Annotated in this window: 18 protein-coding genes and 1 tRNA gene; 6 read left to right on the forward strand and 13 right to left on the reverse strand. The window is 66.1% G+C overall.

Annotated features, from left to right (window positions below):
* Nucleotides 1-24: 24 nt before the first annotated feature.
* From JF781_RS19765 to JF781_RS19780, 4 genes are read right to left on the reverse strand one after another with little or no spacing between them, the layout of a single operon-like run.
* Nucleotides 25-1,068: a CaiB/BaiF CoA-transferase family protein gene (locus JF781_RS19765; RefSeq protein ID WP_225329048.1), complete on the reverse strand. Its 1,044-nt coding sequence runs from the start codon at nucleotides 1,066-1,068 to the stop codon at nucleotides 25-27.
* Entirely contained in the window at nucleotides 1,065-2,021 is a 957-nt protein-coding gene (locus tag JF781_RS19770; RefSeq protein WP_225329047.1) for an LLM class F420-dependent oxidoreductase, read from the reverse strand. The genes JF781_RS19765 and JF781_RS19770 overlap by 4 nt, the downstream gene beginning before the upstream one ends.
* Nucleotides 2,006-2,440 (reverse strand): cobalamin B12-binding domain-containing protein, encoded by a 435-nt coding sequence (locus tag JF781_RS19775; RefSeq protein ID WP_225329046.1) that lies wholly within the window; start codon nucleotides 2,438-2,440, stop codon nucleotides 2,006-2,008. Before JF781_RS19775 ends, JF781_RS19770 begins: the two co-directional genes overlap by 16 nt.
* Complete coding sequence (locus JF781_RS19780; RefSeq protein ID WP_225329045.1) at nucleotides 2,441-4,018, reverse strand: methylmalonyl-CoA mutase family protein; 1,578 nt, start codon at nucleotides 4,016-4,018, stop codon at nucleotides 2,441-2,443.
* Between the two features lie 69 nt (nucleotides 4,019-4,087).
* On the opposite strand from JF781_RS19780, the gene JF781_RS19785 reads away from it, so the two are divergent.
* On the forward strand, nucleotides 4,088-4,912 hold the full coding sequence (locus tag JF781_RS19785) for an NAD(P)-dependent oxidoreductase (RefSeq protein ID WP_225329044.1): 825 nt from the start codon (nucleotides 4,088-4,090) through the stop codon (nucleotides 4,910-4,912).
* A 4-nt stretch (nucleotides 4,913-4,916) separates the two neighbouring features.
* Here JF781_RS19785 and JF781_RS19790 read toward each other — a convergent pair whose 3' ends face one another.
* The 3 genes from JF781_RS19790 to JF781_RS19800 all read right to left on the reverse strand — a co-directional run bounded on the left by JF781_RS19790 (nucleotide 4,917) and on the right by JF781_RS19800 (nucleotide 7,451).
* Complete coding sequence (locus tag JF781_RS19790; RefSeq protein WP_225329043.1) at nucleotides 4,917-5,723, reverse strand: methyltransferase domain-containing protein; 807 nt, start codon at nucleotides 5,721-5,723, stop codon at nucleotides 4,917-4,919.
* Nucleotides 5,724-5,782: 59 nt separating this feature from the next.
* Nucleotides 5,783-6,451, reverse strand: coding sequence for a M15 family metallopeptidase (locus JF781_RS19795; protein ID WP_225329083.1), 669 nt, complete (start codon nucleotides 6,449-6,451; stop codon nucleotides 5,783-5,785).
* Between the two features lie 112 nt (nucleotides 6,452-6,563).
* On the reverse strand, nucleotides 6,564-7,451 hold the full coding sequence (locus JF781_RS19800) for an SAM-dependent methyltransferase (RefSeq protein WP_308011574.1): 888 nt from the start codon (nucleotides 7,449-7,451) through the stop codon (nucleotides 6,564-6,566).
* Nucleotides 7,452-7,533: 82 nt separating this feature from the next.
* Here JF781_RS19800 and JF781_RS19805 point away from each other — a divergent pair, with 82 nt between their 5' ends.
* Nucleotides 7,534-8,952, forward strand: a complete 1,419-nt coding sequence (locus JF781_RS19805; protein ID WP_225329041.1) for a PLP-dependent aminotransferase family protein — start codon at nucleotides 7,534-7,536, stop codon at nucleotides 8,950-8,952.
* On the opposite strand, the gene JF781_RS19810 is transcribed toward JF781_RS19805, so the two are convergent.
* Both JF781_RS19810 and JF781_RS19815 read right to left on the reverse strand, forming a co-directional pair.
* Entirely contained in the window at nucleotides 8,936-10,216 is a 1,281-nt protein-coding gene (locus JF781_RS19810; protein ID WP_225329040.1) for a cytochrome P450, read from the reverse strand. The genes JF781_RS19805 and JF781_RS19810 overlap by 17 nt on opposite strands.
* 40 nt (nucleotides 10,217-10,256) lie before the next feature.
* Nucleotides 10,257-10,457, reverse strand: a complete 201-nt coding sequence (locus JF781_RS19815) for a ferredoxin (protein ID WP_225329082.1) — start codon at nucleotides 10,455-10,457, stop codon at nucleotides 10,257-10,259.
* Nucleotides 10,458-10,652: 195 nt separating this feature from the next.
* Between JF781_RS19815 and JF781_RS19820 the strand changes: the two genes are divergently transcribed.
* Both JF781_RS19820 and JF781_RS19825 read left to right on the forward strand, forming a co-directional pair.
* On the forward strand, nucleotides 10,653-11,207 hold the full coding sequence (locus JF781_RS19820; protein WP_225329081.1) for a TetR/AcrR family transcriptional regulator: 555 nt from the start codon (nucleotides 10,653-10,655) through the stop codon (nucleotides 11,205-11,207).
* Between the two features lie 159 nt (nucleotides 11,208-11,366).
* On the forward strand, nucleotides 11,367-12,206 hold the full coding sequence (locus JF781_RS19825) for a mycofactocin-coupled SDR family oxidoreductase (protein ID WP_225329039.1): 840 nt from the start codon (nucleotides 11,367-11,369) through the stop codon (nucleotides 12,204-12,206).
* Nucleotides 12,207-12,384: 178 nt separating this feature from the next.
* Here JF781_RS19825 and JF781_RS19830 read toward each other — a convergent pair.
* The 3 genes from JF781_RS19830 to JF781_RS19840 all read right to left on the reverse strand — a co-directional run bounded on the left by JF781_RS19830 (nucleotide 12,385) and on the right by JF781_RS19840 (nucleotide 13,824).
* Nucleotides 12,385-12,443 (reverse strand) — tRNA-OTHER (locus tag JF781_RS19830).
* A gap of 317 nt (nucleotides 12,444-12,760) precedes the next feature.
* Nucleotides 12,761-13,432, reverse strand: coding sequence for an RES family NAD+ phosphorylase (locus JF781_RS19835; protein ID WP_007168496.1), 672 nt, complete (start codon nucleotides 13,430-13,432; stop codon nucleotides 12,761-12,763).
* Nucleotides 13,429-13,824 (reverse strand): hypothetical protein, encoded by a 396-nt coding sequence (locus JF781_RS19840; protein ID WP_007168495.1) that lies wholly within the window; start codon nucleotides 13,822-13,824, stop codon nucleotides 13,429-13,431. Before JF781_RS19840 ends, JF781_RS19835 begins: the two co-directional genes overlap by 4 nt.
* Before the next feature lie 801 nt (nucleotides 13,825-14,625).
* Here JF781_RS19840 and JF781_RS19845 point away from each other — a divergent pair.
* Nucleotides 14,626-14,877 carry a ribbon-helix-helix protein, CopG family gene (locus tag JF781_RS19845; protein ID WP_007168493.1) on the forward strand — a complete coding sequence of 84 codons (252 nt, stop codon included), beginning with the start codon at nucleotides 14,626-14,628 and terminating at the stop codon, nucleotides 14,875-14,877.
* The gene (locus tag JF781_RS19850) at nucleotides 14,874-15,290 is read left to right on the forward strand and encodes a type II toxin-antitoxin system VapC family toxin (RefSeq protein ID WP_007168492.1); all 417 of its coding nucleotides are present in this window, start codon (nucleotides 14,874-14,876) and stop codon (nucleotides 15,288-15,290) included. Before JF781_RS19845 ends, JF781_RS19850 begins: the two co-directional genes overlap by 4 nt.
* Before the next feature lie 73 nt (nucleotides 15,291-15,363).
* On the opposite strand, the gene JF781_RS19855 is transcribed toward JF781_RS19850, so the two are convergent.
* The gene (locus tag JF781_RS19855) at nucleotides 15,364-15,549 is read right to left on the reverse strand and encodes a hypothetical protein (protein WP_132160383.1); all 186 of its coding nucleotides are present in this window, start codon (nucleotides 15,547-15,549) and stop codon (nucleotides 15,364-15,366) included.
* Nucleotides 15,550-16,065 lie beyond the last annotated feature (516 nt).

Genomic DNA, 16,065 nt, shown 5'->3' on the forward strand with positions numbered 1-16,065 from the left:
GCGAAATCGGCGATTTCCGCGCATCTACTCGACGCTCGGCAGTTCGGGCGGCGGGCGGTACTCGGGCTCGTACCCGGAGACATGGATCGGGCTGCCCACCAAACGGAAATCGCCCGCTGTCACAACCACTTCCGGGGTCGCCTCGAGCGCCTCGGGCAGGGTCCTGACGGCCGCCGCCGGAACCCCGAGGGGACGCAGTCGACGCTCCCACCCGGCCGCGCTGTCGGTCGCCAGCATCGCCGTGACGACGGCGAGCACTTCGTCGCGGCGGGCGACCCGCTCGGCCATCGTCTCGAATCCCCCGATGCCCGCCTCTGCGGCAAAAGACTTCCAGAACCCATCGTGGGTGATGAACAGCGCCAGATATCCGTCGGCCGTCGGAAACAGCTGAGCCGGAACGTAATAGGAGTGGGCACCGTGCGGGCGACGCTGGGGCTCCACACCGCTGTTGAGATAGGCGGAGGCATGGTAGTTCAGCTGCGACAGCATGACGTCGCGCAGCGACACATCCACTTGCCCGCCGGTGCCGGAGATGATCTTGGCCAACAGGCCCAGCGCCGCGGACATTCCGGTGGAGTTGTCGGCCGAGGAGTATCCGGGCAGCGTCGGCGGGCCGTCCGGGTCACCGGTCAGCGCGGCGGTGCCGACACCGGCCTGCACCACATAGTCGAAGGCGGGATCGTCGCCGCCGTACAGGCCGAAGCCGGTGATGGCCACGCAGACGATCCGCTCGTTGTGCGGTCGCAGCTGCTCGTAGGTGAGCCCCAGCCGGCGGATGGCGGACGGTTTCAGGTTCACCAGCAGCGCGTGGGATTCGCCGACCAGTTCACCCAAGCGCTGTTGTCCCGCATCCGAATTCAGGTCCAGGCAGATGCTGGACTTGTTCCGATTGAGGCTGGCGAAGTACGTGGCGCCGACGCTGCGGGAAATCTCGCCGCCGGCGGGTTCGATCTTGGTGACCTCGGCCCCGAGGTCGGCGAGCAGCATGGTGGCGTACGGGCCGGCCAGCATGGTGCCGACCTCGAGGATGCGGATCCCCGCCAGCGGCCCGGTGTTACCGCCAGTCAACGCAATTCCGCCGCGAGCGAGGCGATCATTTCGCGGGTGCGACGTTTGGAGGCGACCAGCTCGTCGCGGTTGTCACCGATGGGCAGCAGCCGCACCGACAGATCGGTCACACCGGCGTCGGCGAAACGACGCATCCGGGCCAAGATCTGTTCCGAGTCACCTGCCGCGCACAGGTCGCCGACATCGCGGGCGTCGCCGCGGTCGAGCAGGCGCTGGTAGTTGGGCGACACCTCGGCCTCCCCCAGGATCCGGTTGGCGCGCTGTCTGGCCTCCTCGACTTGCGAAGGCGCACAAAGGCATACCGGAATGCCCGCGACGATCCGCGGTGCGGGGCGGCCGGCATCGGCGGCGGCCTTGGTGATCTTCGGCGCGATGTGATCACCGATCGCGCGCTCGTCGGCCATCCACAACACCGTGCCTTCGGCGAGCTCACCGGCGAGTTGCAGCATCACCGGTCCCAGCGCGGCGACCAGCACCGGCATCGGGGTGTCGGCCCCGATCGCCAGCGGGTTGTGCACCCTGAACGAATCGTTCTCGACGTCGACCGGTCCCGGCCCGGCGATGGCGGCGTTGAGGACCTGCAGGTAGTCGCGGGTGTAGGCGGCCGGCTTCTCGTACGGCAGGCCGAGCATGTCCCGGATGATCCAGTGGTGCGACGGCCCGACACCGAGAGCCAGCCGCCCGCCGGCCACCGCGTGCGTCGAAAGCGCTTGGCGGGCAAGGGCGATCGGGTGCTGGGCCTGCAGCGGCACCACCGCGGTGCCCAGCTCGATGCGCGAGGTGTGCGCGGCCATCAGCGACACCATGGTCAAGCAGTCGAAGTCGTTGGGCACCTGGGGCATCCACGCGGTGTCCAGACCCGCGGATTCGGCCCATTCGATATCGGAGGCCAGCTTGTGCACCTTGCGGGCCATGTCGCCACGCTCGGCACCGATCATTACTCCGACGCGCACTGTTCCTCTTTTTCTTCCGAAGCGGGCTCGGGGGCCCCTGTCAGCGCGCGGATTTCGCGCACCAGGTTGTCCAGCGGAGTCCCGGTGGGGAATACCGCCGCGGCCCCGGCGGAGAGCAGTTTGGGGACGTCTGCGTGCGGAATCGTTCCCCCGACGACGACGGAGATATCGGCGGCGTCGGCCGCGCGCAGCGCTTCGACCGTGCGCGCGGTGAGCGCGAGGTGCGCACCGGACAGGATGCTCAGGCCGACCACGGCGACGTCTTCCTGGACGGCGATCGAGGCGATGTCTTCGATGCGCTGACGGATGCCCGTGTAGATGACCTCGAATCCGGCGTCACGCAGGGTGCGGGCGACGATCTTGGCGCCGCGGTCGTGCCCGTCCAGGCCGGGTTTGGCAACCAGAACGCGGACGGCCATTTAGAACACCACCGGTTGCTGGAACTCGCCCCACACTGCTTTGAGCGCGGAGACCATCTCACCGATCGTGCAGTAGGCGTTGGCGCAGTCGATCAGCTTGTGCATCAGGTTGTCGTCTCCTTCGGCGGAACGCGACAGGGCGGCGAGGGTGGATTGCACTGCGGCCGAATCCCTTTCGGATTTGACCTTGGAGAGCCGCTTGAGCTGAAGATCGCGCCCTTCGGCGTCGAGCTCATAGGTGACGACGTCGTGTTCGGGTTCCTCGGTCACGAACCGGTTGACCCCGACGACCGGGCGTTCGCCGGATTCGATGTCCTGGTGGATCTTGAACGCCTCGTCGGCGATCAGGCCCTGCAGGTAACCGTCCTCGATGGCATGGACCATGCCGCCGTGACGCTCGAGGTCGGACATGATCTCGATGATGCGCTCCTCGGTCGCGTCGGTCAGCGCCTCGACGAAGTACGAGCCACCCAGCGGGTCGGCGACGCTGGCCACGCCGGTTTCGTGCGCGAGGATCTGCTGGGTGCGCAGCGCCAGTGTCGTCGTCTCCTCGGTGGGCAACGCGAACGGCTCGTCCCAGGCCGCCGTGAACATCGACTGGACACCGCCCAAAACGGCGGCCATGGCTTCGTAGGCCACGCGGACGATGTTGTTGTGGGCCTGCGGGGCATACAGCGACGCGCCGCCACAGACGCAGCCGAAGCGGAACATCGCCGCCTTGTCCTTCGTCGCCCCGTAGCGCTCCCGCACGATCGTCGCCCAACGACGCCGTCCCGCCCGGTATTTGGCGATCTCTTCGAAGAAGTCCCCATGGGTATAGAAGAAGAACGAGATCTGCGGCGCGAACTGGTCGATCGTCATGCGGCCGCGCTCCACCACCGTGTCGCAGTAGGTGACGCCGTCGGCGAGGGTGAACGCCATCTCTTGCACCGCGTTGGCCCCCGCGTCGCGGAAATGCGCACCGGCGACCGAAATCGCGTTGAACCTCGGCACCTCGGCCGCACAGAACTCGATGGTGTCCGCGATCAACCGCAGCGACGGCTCCGGCGGCCAGATCCAGGTCCCGCGGGAGGCGTACTCCTTGAGGATGTCGTTCTGGATGGTCCCGGTGAGCTTCGAGCGCGGGATCCCTTTTTTCTCGGCGGCGGCGACGTAGAACGCCAGCAGGATCGCCGCCGTGCCGTTGATGGTCATGCTCGTGCTGAGTTTGTCCAGCGGGATGCCGTCGAACAGGATCTCGAAGTCGGCCAGGGTGTCCACCGCGACGCCGACCCGGCCGACCTCCTCGCCGAACTCGGGATCGTCGGAGTCGTATCCGCACTGCGTCGGCAGGTCGAGCGCCACCGACAACCCGGTCCCGCCCTGATCCAGCAGGTAGCGGTACCGACGATTGGACTCCTCGGCGGTGCCGAACCCCGAATATTGGCGGAAGGTCCACAGCTTGCCGCGGTAGCCCGACGCGAAGTTGCCGCGAGTGAAGGGAAACTCCCCGGGCTGGGGAGGCTCGGCGCCTCTATCCGCCGGCCCATATACGGGCTGCAGCGGGATGCCGGAGGGAGTGTGGGCCGTATTATCCATCGGTGAATAACGTACTTGCAAAAAAAGAGAATGCCAATACCATACGCTTGACCAGGTCAAAGGAGACGAATGGCTGACAACGTGCTCGCCGATCGCACGGTAGTGATCTCCGGCGGGAGCCGCGGGATCGGACTCGCGATTGGCATCGCCGCCGCCAGGCAGGGCGCCAACGTGGTGCTGCTGGCCAAGACCGACACACCCCATCCGCGCCTGCCCGGGACCGTGCACACCGCGGCGGCCGACGTCGAGGCCGCCGGCGGGAAAGCGCTGGCGGTCGTGGGCGATGTGCGCCGCGAAGACGACGTGCAGCGCGTTGTCGAGGCGGCGGTGCAGCGGTTCGGCGGCATCGACGTCTGCGTCAACAACGCCAGCGCCATCGCGGTGGAACCGACCGCCGCGCTGTCGGCCAAGAAATACGACCTGATGCAGGAGGTCAACCTGCGCGGCACGTTCCTCCTGACCAAGGCGTGCGTGCCCCATCTACAGAAATCGGCCAACCCGCACGTCCTGACCATCTCGCCACCGATCAACATGAACCCGCGCTGGCTGGGCGCCCACCCGGCCTACACGCTGTCCAAGTACGGGATGACGCTGCTGTCGCTGGGCTGGGCGGCCGAGTTCGCGGACGACGGTATCGGCGTGAACTGTCTGTGGCCGGAGACTTACATTGCCACCGCCGCCGTCACCAACATGGCCGATGGTGACCGGTTGGCCGCGTCCTCGCGCAGCCCCGAGATCATGGGCGACGCCGCCGTCGAGATCGTCTCTCGACCCGCACGGGAAGCCACCGGCGAGTGCCACATCGACGCCGCGGTGCTGCAATCGGCCGGGGTGGCCGACCTGTCCCGGTACGGCGGCGGCGAGCAACCGATTCCGGATCTTTTCTTGGACTGAATTCCTATGCGCGGCAAAGGATTTCGCCGTGCGGGATGGCGATCCACCCGTCTTCGGCGACGGCCCATTCTCGCCACGCGGCGGAGATCTCCTCGAGCTGCGCCGGGGTTGCCAAGTCGAGGCTCACCAGGTCGCGGGCCACGGTCGAATGAAGGATTCGGTCGGCCCACATGCCTCCCCACCATGCGCGGGTCTCGGGTGTGGCATAACACCACAGGCTGCCGGTGGGCGTGATGTCGTCAAATCCCGCCTGCTGCGCCCAGGACAGCAGTCGTCGGCCCGCATCCGGTTCGCCGCGGTTGGCCCGGGCGACCCGTTGATAGAGCTCTCGCCACAGGTCGAGGGCGGGCAGCTGCGGATACCAGATGAACCCGGCGTAGTCGGCGTCGCGGACCGCCACGACGCCGCCCGGCGCGCACACTCGCCGCATCTCGCGGAGGGCTCGTACCGGGTCGGCGACGTGCTGTAGCACCTGGTGGGCGTGGACGACATCGAATGTGCCGTCGGGAAACTCGAGGTTGTGCACGTCGGCGGTGCCGAACGCGACGTTGGACAGGTTGCGTTGCTCGACTTCGGTGCGGGCCACGCCCAGGACGTCCGCGACCTGGTCGACGGCGGTGACGGATCCGGGCGCGACGCGTGCGGCGAGATCAGCGGTGATGGTGCCGGGTCCGCAGCCGACGTCCAGCACCGAGAGGCCCGGCTTCAGGTGTGGCAGCAGATACGCCGCCGAGTCCTCGGCGGTGCGGCGCCGGTGGCTGCGCAGCACGGACTCGTGGTGTCCGTGCGTGTAGCTGGGCCGGTCATTCATGGCGCCAGCCTACGGCGACGAGCCACATTATGAAACACAGGTCTCGGTATATGAGACAGCTAGTCCACGGGGACGTTGAGAATGGGGAGGTCGACACCGGCTCCCGGACCGTCGAAATGCCACCATTCGCCCGAATACACTTTCAGACCGCCATAGTTCATGGCCTTGCGCAGCGCGGCTCGATTCGCGACGGCCTCGGCGCTGATGCCCTGGGTGTTGAAAGCCGTTGCCCGAGAGGTGAAATCGTCGAAGTCGGTGCCCATATCGGCCAGGCAAAGCCCGCCCGCGTGTTGTCCCGATGGGCATGGCTGTTGGGTCGTTGTGAAGGTCATATCGACCGAGCGTCCCGACTCGTGGCTGCGCGCGTACTGGCCCGGGCGTGCCACCCAGGCGGGGTTGGGCACCAGGGCGAACATCTTGACCTGAACGTCGTGCGGTCGATAGCAGTCCCAGAAGACCAGGAGGTGGCCCTGTGGGCGCAGCGCGGTGGCGGCGGCGGCCAGCCCGGGGGCCATCGATTGGTGCACAAGGCATCTGGCGTCGGAAGGATACAACTGCGTGTGGGTGAAGTTGTTCGTCGTCGCGTAGCGCAGATCGATGACCGCGTCGGGAACGACGGCGCGGACGTCGACGAATCCGGCCGCTCGCGCGGCGTCGCTCACCGGCGGCACGTCGGGGCTGGCCGGGGCGCGAGGGGTGCTCCAGGCCGCGCCGCATCCCGCGACCATTACAACGGCGGCGGCCAGCTTGGGAACCCACGCAAGACGCATCCGGCCATTGTCCCGGTTGATCCGGTGGCGGCGGGTTATCTGGGCCGTCAGGGCGTGGCCGGGTTGCGCCTCATCCGCGTTCTGCCGTCGCCACGGCGAGCCAGTCGTCGGCCGACAGCCGGCTCGCGCGTGACGGGTCATAGCGGCGCAGGAGCGCAGATACAGTCACGTGCTCGCGCAGGTCAAATCCGTGGTCTGCCAAGGTGGCGGCCAGGTCGGCCTCGCTGAAGTCGCTGCGATACGGTTCGCCGCGCCGGGCCACCATCCGGGTGATCCGGCCCGCGCTCGTCCACGGGGTGCTTGCGGTGACGACGCCCGCAGCGATGTGGTCGAGGACGAGGCGACTCCCCGGCGCGCAGAGTCCGGCGAGGTCGGCGAGTGTGGCGTCGATGGCACCGCGCGTCAGGTACGGAGTGACACCCAGCCACACCACGAGCGCCGCCGCGGTGGGGTCGAAGCCACCGGCGAGAAGTGCTTCGCGGAGCGCATTCCGCTCTAAATCGCAAGCGACCCAATGTATTCGGCATAGGCGCTGCGGCGGCAGCAGCCGTTCGACGACCGGGCGCTTCTCGGCTTGAGTCGCCGGCGCGTCGACCTCGAAGATTGTCACCGGGGTGCCCGCGCGGCGCAGGCTGGTGGTGTCGAAGCCGGCGCCGAGCAGCACGAGTTGGCTGATTCCCGCGGCGATCGCGCTCTCACATGCGTCGTCGACGTAGCGCACCCGAAGCGCGATGTGGGCGTGCAGCCCTCCCCACCGACGGTCAAAAATCCGAAGAGCGGCGTCGGCCGCGCAGCGGTGAACCAGCATGGCGCGCAATGCGGGGTGTTTGACGAAGTGTCGGGAATACGTGTCTTCGACGAGGCGCCGCCGCGGTGGCCGCAGCGTTTCCGCCGCGCGTTGGAACGCATTGACTTCGGCGGTCCAACTCGCGGCGTGATCGAGGCGCCGAGTGCCCACATCAACCATTGACTCCCCTTTGCACGAACTCCCGGTGTTCGACGCTATCCAACAGACCGGACCATCGGTAAGGTCCAATTCGATGACGAATTCATGGACCAATCTTGGTAGCGGCGTCGACCTGCATCTTGACCTGCCATCAGGACGCGGCCGGCGTGCTGCGCTCGAAGACGCTCTGCGACAAGCCATCCGGGGTGGGCGCCTCGCCGCGGGCGAGGTGTTGCCCTCCTCGCGTGCCCTCGCCACACAACTCGGGCTCGCGCGCGGAACGGTCGTCGAGGTCTATGCGCAACTGGCAGCCGAGGGCTACCTCCGCACCCGTCCAGGTGCGGCAACTCAGGTGGCGGGCGGGCCGCATCTTCAGACACCGGTCAATCCCGCGCGCGCCACTCGGCGCTATGCGGCCGATTTTCGCCTCGGCCGACCGGACCTCAGCATGTTCCCTCGCGCCGAATGGTTACGCGCGCTGCGCCGAGTCCTGCAGGTCACTCCCCACGCCGAGCTCGGGCCGGCGGATCCGCGCGGGTCGCCGCGCCTGCGCGCGGCGCTGGCCAACTACCTGGGTCGCGTGCGCGGGGTGCTCACCACCGGCGAGCACATCGTCGTCTGCAGCGGGTTCACGCAGGGGCTGCGGCTGGTGTGTGAGGCGCTGGCCGCCGGCGGAGCCCGGTCGATCGCGCTCGAGAATCCCTGTCTGCCGGACCATCGCGCGACGGCGGCGGCGAGCGGCCTCACCGTCGAGCCCCTCGGCGTCGACCACGGCGGCGCGCGGCCGAAGGAATTCAACAAAGCCGTCGCCGCGGCCGTGCTCACCCCGGCACACCAGGCTCCGCTCGGGGCGACGCTCGACGCCGACCGGCGCACCGAGTTCGCGCGAATCGCCGCAGCCCGGGGCGCGTATCTGATCGAGGACGACTACGACGGGGAGTTTCGCTACGACCGTCACCCCGTTGGCGCGCTGCAGGGCCTCGCGCCCGAGCACGTCGTCTACGCGGGCAGCGCCAGCAAGAGCCTGGCGCCCGGCCTCCGCCTTGGCTGGCTCGCGTTGCCAGCCGCGTTGGTCGACGGGGTGGTCGAAGCCAAGCGACGCGCCGACCGCGGAACCGACGTGCTGGCGCAGCTGACGTTCGCGGAGTTGATCGAATCCGGGGCGCTCGACCGGCACATCCGGCGGATGCGTCGGCGCTACCGCAACCGCCGCGACGCCCTCGTCTCCACCCTCGACCGGTGCGCCCCCGGGATGCCGGCGTTGGGAATCTCGGCCGGCCTGCACGCCGTTGTCGCGCTCCCCGAGGGGATTTCGGAGGCCAACGTGCTGACCGCCGCGCACGAGCGCGACATCGCCCTCACCGGGCTGTCGCCCTTCTGGCACGGCGCAACCCGGCGCACAGACGGAATCATCATCGGTTACGGAACACCGCCGGAGCACGAATACGCCACCGCGCTCGGGCATCTCGGGAAGTTGATGTCGGCGGTCTCCGGCGTCACTCGGCCGGGGTGAACTCGATGTGCAACTCCGTCAGGCCGCGCAGCAGGAACGTCGGTTCGTAGCGGTACTGGCGGCCGGAAGCCACGCCGTGCTTGGCCTCGCTGATCCTGAATTCCCGCGTCCGGTCCAGGAGGCGGTTGACGGTGATCTGCCCTTCCACGCGCGCCAGGGGCGCGCCCGCGCACGTGTGAATGCCGCGACCGAATCCGATGTGCTCGCGGACGTTCTTCCGGTCGACCCGGAACTCGTTGGGATTGTCGAACTTTCGCGGATCGCGGTTAGCCGCTCCCAGGCACAGCATGAGGACGGTGCCGGCCGGGATGTGCACCCCGCCGAGGGTGGTGGTCTTGCGCGCCAGGCGGAAGTCGACCTTGGTCGGGCTCTGCATGCGCAGCGCCTCTTCGATGAACGTGCCGATCAGGCTTCGATCTGAGCGCAGCCGCTCTTGCAGCTCGGGGTCGTCGCCGAGGACCTGCACCGCCGAACTGAGCAGTTTGGTCACCGTCTCCTGCCCGGCCGCGAACAGGAAGGTTGCCGGCCGGACGACCTCCAGAACCGGGGGGATGGAGCCATCGGGGTACGTGGCGGTCGCCAGGCCCGTCAACACGTCTTCGCGAGGTTGCTGTCGCCGGTCGGTGATGTAGGCGCTGAACAGATCGTCGAGGTACTGCAACGGATTGCTGCCCACCGGTTCATGATCCAGCGCGCCCACCCGGGCGCCCGGCGCATTACCTGCCCCGAGATTGCGGCGGATCTCCGGGCGGTCCTCGTCGGGAACCCCGAGCAGATCGGCGATCGCCAGCGTCGCGAACGGCTTCGCGTACTCACTGAGGAACTCGCACTGCCCGTTGGCGATGAACTCGTCGAACTGCCGGTCGGCCAATTGCCAGATGTAGTCCTTGTTTTCCTGCAGCCGGCGCGGGGTGAGCAGCCGTCCGAGCAGGGAACGCGCCTTTTCGTGCTCGGGCGGGTCCATGACGACCATGTGCTCGAAGATCGGGAATTCGTGGCGATGCGCTTCGATCTGCTCGGTGATGTCATCACCCTCCGGGGTGAACGGCAGCGGCGGGAACGGACCGCCGATCGCATTGACCGCGGAGAACGAGTCGACATCTTTGAAGGCGGCGTGGACCTCCTGATAGCCGGTGACGGCCACGACGCCGTAGTGCGGTTCGCGAAACACCGGCCCCTGGCTGCGCAGGTAATCCCAGTAGTCATAGGGATCTTGCGCGACGTCGGCGTCGGTGAAGTAGTCGACGTTGGCGAGATCGGTCATGGGTTCAATTCCTTTTCCTGGCACCAAAAAGCGCGGTGGGTCACGCCGGCGCTTCGTCGGTGGACACGCTGATGGCTTGCCGTGGGCAGGCGGCCACGGCGGCTTCCACGTTGTGGCGCAACGATTCACTCGGTGCCTCGTCACAGGTCGCAACGTCGTCACCCAGGTCGAAAACCTCGGGAGCGATCTCCACGCAGAGGGCGTGCGCCTCACACAGGCGCGGATCCACCCTGACCCGCATGCGCGCTGTCGTCATTCGACCCTCCGCCCGGCCCGTCTTCCAGTTTGCGACCCACAAACTGATCGATCGACCAAATTGTTAGGATGCGGTATGCCTACCACGGATCGCGCGGACCGGTCAAGCAAATCGGGCGCGCCCAACCGCGGGGCGGCTCGCCAAAACAAGAGGACCCCCGACGCCGGGGCGCGCGGCAAACTGATCGAGGCCACGGCCCGCATCATGCGCGAGGAAGGCTATGCCGCGGCCACGTCCAGGCGGGTCGCCGCCGAGGCCGGCGTCAAGCAGGCCCTGGTCTATTACTACTTTCCGACGATGGACGACCTGTTCGTCGAAGTGCTGCGGGCTGGCGCGGAGACCGCGCTGACGCGCATGCGCGCCCTATTGACGGAGGACGACCCACTGCAAGCGCTGTGGCTGATGAACAGCGATACGGCGGTGACCGCGCTCAACGCCGAATTCATGGCATTGGCCAACCACCGCAAGGCAATTGGCGCCGAACTCAAGGCCTACGCCGAGCGTGTTCGCGACATCGAGACGGCGGCGGTAACCATGGTGCTGCGGGCCAACGGATTCGATCTCGAGGCATATCCGCCGGTAGCGATCTCGATGCTGATCGCGCAGGTGGCGCGCAGCCTGTGCAACGAAAGCGCCGTCGGTGTCACTCAGGGACACGACGAGTTGCGCGCCTTCGTCGAGCGCCAGATGAGCCTGCTGAAGGCGCCCGCCGCCGCGACCACACCCAGCGGCTAGCACGCGCGAGCGCTGCCGCGAGGACAGCAGAGCCACTTCCGCGTCGCGGGCCGCCAACCGGGCGGCCGGGCACATGTCTGTTGACACTGCGACCGAATGGTGCCAACCTTCCTGATCGATCGACAAATAATGTCGCGAACGTCTAGGTGAGGTGCAGTCATGGGTGGAAGAGTTGAGGGCAAGGTCGCGTTCATCACCGGGGCGGCCCGCGGCCAGGGCCGCAGCCATGCGGTGCGCCTGGCGCAGGAAGGCGCCGACATCATCGCCGTCGACGTCTGCACGCCGATCAGCAGCAACAGCGTCATCCCGCCGTCGACACCCGACGACCTGGCCGAGACGGCCGACCTCATCAAGGCCCTCAACCGCCGCATCGTGACCGCCGAAGTCGACGTCCGCGATTACGACGCGCTGAAGGCAGCGGTCGACAGCGGCGTCGAACAGCTCGGCCGGCTGGACATCATCTGCGCCAATGCCGGAATCGGCAACGGCGGCCTGACCCTCGACAAAACCAGCGAAGACGACTGGCGTGACATGATCGACGTCAACCTTTCCGGCGTCTGGAAGACCGTCAAAGCCGGTGTGCCGCATCTGATTTCCCAGGGCCAAGGCGGATCGATCATTCTGACCAGCTCCGTCGGCGGCCTCAAGGCCTACCCGCACACCGGTCACTACATCGCCGCCAAACACGGTGTGGTCGGTCTGATGCGCACCTTCGCCGTCGAACTCGGCGAGCACTTCATCCGGGTGAATTCCGTTCATCCCACCAACGTGAACACGCCCATGTTCATGAACGAGGGGACGATGAAGCTGTTCCGGCCCGACCTGGAAAACCCCGGCCCGGACGACCTCAAGGTCGCCGCGCAGTTCATGCACGTCCTGCCGATCGGGTGGGTCGAACCGGTGGACATCAGCAACGCGGTGCTGTTCCTGGCGTCCGACGAATCGCGTTACATCACAGGTCTTCCGGTCACCGTCGACGCCGGGAGCATGCTCAAGTAGCGGATTTCGCTTACTCGCCGACGCCAGCAGGTCCCCGTGGGCACTGCTGGCTTTGGCGACTGTCAGGGTCCGGCGGGCGCAGAACGCCCGTCTGGGGCCTTGCGAGGGCTGATGAGCCGACCGCGTCGCGGCGACGTCGCGCTCCATCTCGATGATCTTTGGCGATCACCATCTACGGTGGCCAGGGGCGGGATCGAACCGCCGACCTTCCGCTTTTCAGGCGGAGTTCTGGCCTACACCAATGTGTTTCAGCCGGTCAGACCAGAAGCGCAACCGGCATTCGGACGTGTTGGATCAGTCGGTCTGGCTCGTTGGCCCCATGTTGGCCCCATGAGATAACCCAATCTGCGTGGCAAGCCGATCGGGTTACTTGGTCGGTAGAAGCGGACTTGGGCGAAGTCTTAGTGCGATGGTTTTCGCTTACCGAACAGAGCGCGGCGGTCCCGGCGGATCTCATAGAGACGCCAACTGAACTATCGACCGCAACTGAAAGGCTGGATGCAGTCCAATTTGCTTGCGTGTGGTCCGATGGGCACCACCGCGCGCATCCCAATCTAGAGCAGTTTCACCGGCGCTGGCTCAAGCACTAGGCCCCACGGCGTGGTGACGTTGAGGAGCGGTTCGGGCGGCGGGTCGGTGAGCGCGATGGGGTCTCCGGCCAAGCTCGCGGTGCCGCGCCCCTCGAAGAGTGCGACGCAAGCGTTGCCGTCCAGGCGGGACGGGAACCGGACGGCGCCGGCGCCTCGGTCAAAAAGGTCCGCGGCGATCGTCTGCGTGATGGCGCGGCGACTGGTGGTGATCTCGCGCAGATCGAGGTGCTGCAGGTCGTGCTCGAGCAGCAGTTCGACGTGGCGATCCTCGATCTCCTGGCGTGTGGGCACGTCGGTGAGATCGATCAAGGGGCCATCGAGCTTCAGGACTGTGGGAACGAGGGCGTGCTGTATGCGCCACTGCGCAGTGACCGGCTTCTCAGTGAAGTCTTGGGCAGCCTCAGGTCCGTAGCGCTCAACATGGCGGCGCAGCGCGCCGAGGTTCGGCCGGAAGTCGGCTAGCACCTCGCGAAGACACGTTTCCGCCAAGTCAGCACAATAGAGCGTGCGGAACCGGCGGTAGACGTCGTCGAAACGGTGACTGAACTGGTACAGCTCCAGCGGAGTGAAGCCGAGCGGGTCAGCGTAATAGCCGACCCGCCACAGGGTTCGCCCCTGCTCGGGCGCCGCGATCACGACTGGAAGCTGGCGACCTGCCGTGCAGCCCGGACAACCATCGCGAACTCCGCGGTGTCGACCGCCGCACCGAGCACCTCGATCGGCGCGCGATCGTCCAAGCGCGTGTTGGTGCCAAACAGCCACGCCCGCGCCGTCTTGTCGTCGTAAGCATCGACGAGCATCCTGACGACCTTGTAGCCCTCACGTAACCGGCGCTCGGTCGCGCCGTGAGGTTCCGGGCCGCCCTTGCGCGCGTAGCGGCCGATTTGCTTGGCGTCAGCCAAGCCCGCCATCGCCGCCGCGACGCGCTGGCCGACGGCCTCTTGCAGATACGCGGCGATCTCGCGGATCGAAAGCGTCGCTGCCTCATCATCAAGCCGCTGCGCCGCAGAGACGGTCAAGACTGGCATATCGCACCTCCACGTTGATCTACCTGAGACGCTACCACATAAACACCTGAGAACACACCCTGAAGCTACACCTGATAGCCACCAGGCCTGGCCTACGGTTCGCGGTTGGAGCCGTTGAATCAGCATGTTCGCGCAAAAATGCCGCCAACGACGCCGCTCACTGGCCACGATTCGACCTCTAAGGTATGAGCTAACCGGTCACCGTCTCCTCCAGTGCGCACGGTCTCATAGCTGCACGTCAGCGAGGTTCAGCCGTTCCCGCTGTGACGCTCCGTCCCTCTTGTTCGCATCGGTTCCACCGTGTTCTGTGGCCAAATCCGTGGCCATTCCAACAGCCATAAGTGGGCCCATGCGCAACCCGCGGCGCGAGCCGTCGCGGGTGACACGATTACAGATAAGCCGCGAACGTCACCACGAGAAGATCGGCGAGCGCGTCCGAGCCACCTAGGCGTAGAGACTCATCCACCGTGCGATGGTCGGCTCCATGCGCTCGGGCACGAGCGAATCCGCGTCCCGTTGATCCCGCCGTACGTTCCTGTCGGGGTCGCTGAGCAACCAGATGGTTCGCGCCGATGTCTCCATCGCCGAACGGCATAGTTGCATTATGGACGACGCGTAGAGGTTCCTCGTCGTCGTCCGTTGATCTACGAGCAACGCGGCCGCGTACAGGTTCTCCGTGGCGCTCATCATCGGAATCAAACACTCCTCGGTGACCGCTGTCCGTTATAACCGGATCTGGGGCATTCTCAATGAAGGCGAGGTCAACGCACTATCTGAACGATATCGTGATAGCATCGCTCTGTGGCGCAGATTCTCATCCGTCAACTTGAGGACGACACCAAGGCCAAATTGCAGCGACTAGCCCGTCAACACGGTCGCAGCACCGAGGAGGAGGTGCGCGAGATCTTACGGAACGCAGTCCGGCACGTCGATAATCCGCCTGGGCGGCTCGGGTCTCGTATCGCGTCACGCTTCAAAGGCGTGGGCCTGACCGAGGACATACCCGAACTGCGGGGACAGCCCGTCCAGCCGGCACAGTTCAACGAATCATGATCGTGCTGGACACCAATGTGCTCTCCGCGTTGATGCGGGACACACCCGATCCGGCCGTCGTGGAATGGCTCGATAATCAGCCCACCGAATCAATCTGGACGACATCGGTAACAGTATTCGAGATACGCACTGGTATTGAACTTTTGACGCCAAGCCGCCGACGCAAGCGGCTCGACGAGATCTTTTCTCAACTCCTCGACGAAGACCTTGATGGTCGTGTGCAATCCTTCGACCTGACGGCTGCGTTTGCCGCTGGGACCATCGCCGCCACCCAACAACGAGGTGGGCGTGCGGTGGAAATTCGTGATGTGCAGATCGCCGGCATCGCCGCGTCCCGGCACGCAACTGTGGCTACCCGCAATACTCGCCACTTCGACGGAACGGGCGTCGACCTGGTCAACCCCTGGGACTGACGTCGTGCCCCAGATTCATTGAGAATGCCCCAGATCCAGTGATAACGGACAACCGCCGCATCCCCCGCCGGCACTAAGGGATACGCCTCCTTAAAAGCGGCGTCGTCGCCGACAAACGGGCTCCCCGGCTCAGGATGGTGCGGGTGCAGTCCCCACTGCCGCAATTCCGCGCACGCTTGGCACGGTTGCCGATGCGGTCCAGCACGCCGTTCGTCGCCAAATTGACCAGTGCTTCTATCATCTGCTGATCCGGCTGCATAACGAGTCTCCTATTACAACACCAAACACGCCCTGGCTGCGCGGTACGTTCACAATGCACCTGTCCAACGACAAGTCCGGGGTGTTCAAGGGCGCGCCGGCCATTGAGTAACAATTGCGACGTTGCATTTCGTAAGGCGGACGCCCGCGTTGGAGTCTGGGACCTAAGGGGACAATCGGCTTCCCACGCAGCGACTTCCACGTCAGGCAGCGGATTATCGAAGGTGTCGGAAACTGAGAGATTCTGTAGCTGGCCGAATTGACGCGGTGTGTTTGTTGAAGCTTGCATATCGGGCGGCGGTGGCTCGTCCCAAGCCTTCGCCATCAACGTCGGATCGTCGAGGTCTCGGCAAGCGTCGGCTGCTCGGCGGAGCTGTTCCGCTGTCATCCGTTCTGCAGGCTTGTGCCGCGGTGCCTTATCGGACATTGGTGACCCTGAAGATCTCTGATCGTAAGCGGATGGGCGTAGGTTGAACTCTATCTTGGTGGTCAATTCGTCACGGTGCCAGTTCTCCCC

Source organism: Mycobacterium sp. WUMAC-067, from assembly GCF_020217485.1.
Taxonomy (GTDB): domain Bacteria; phylum Actinomycetota; class Actinomycetes; order Mycobacteriales; family Mycobacteriaceae; genus Mycobacterium.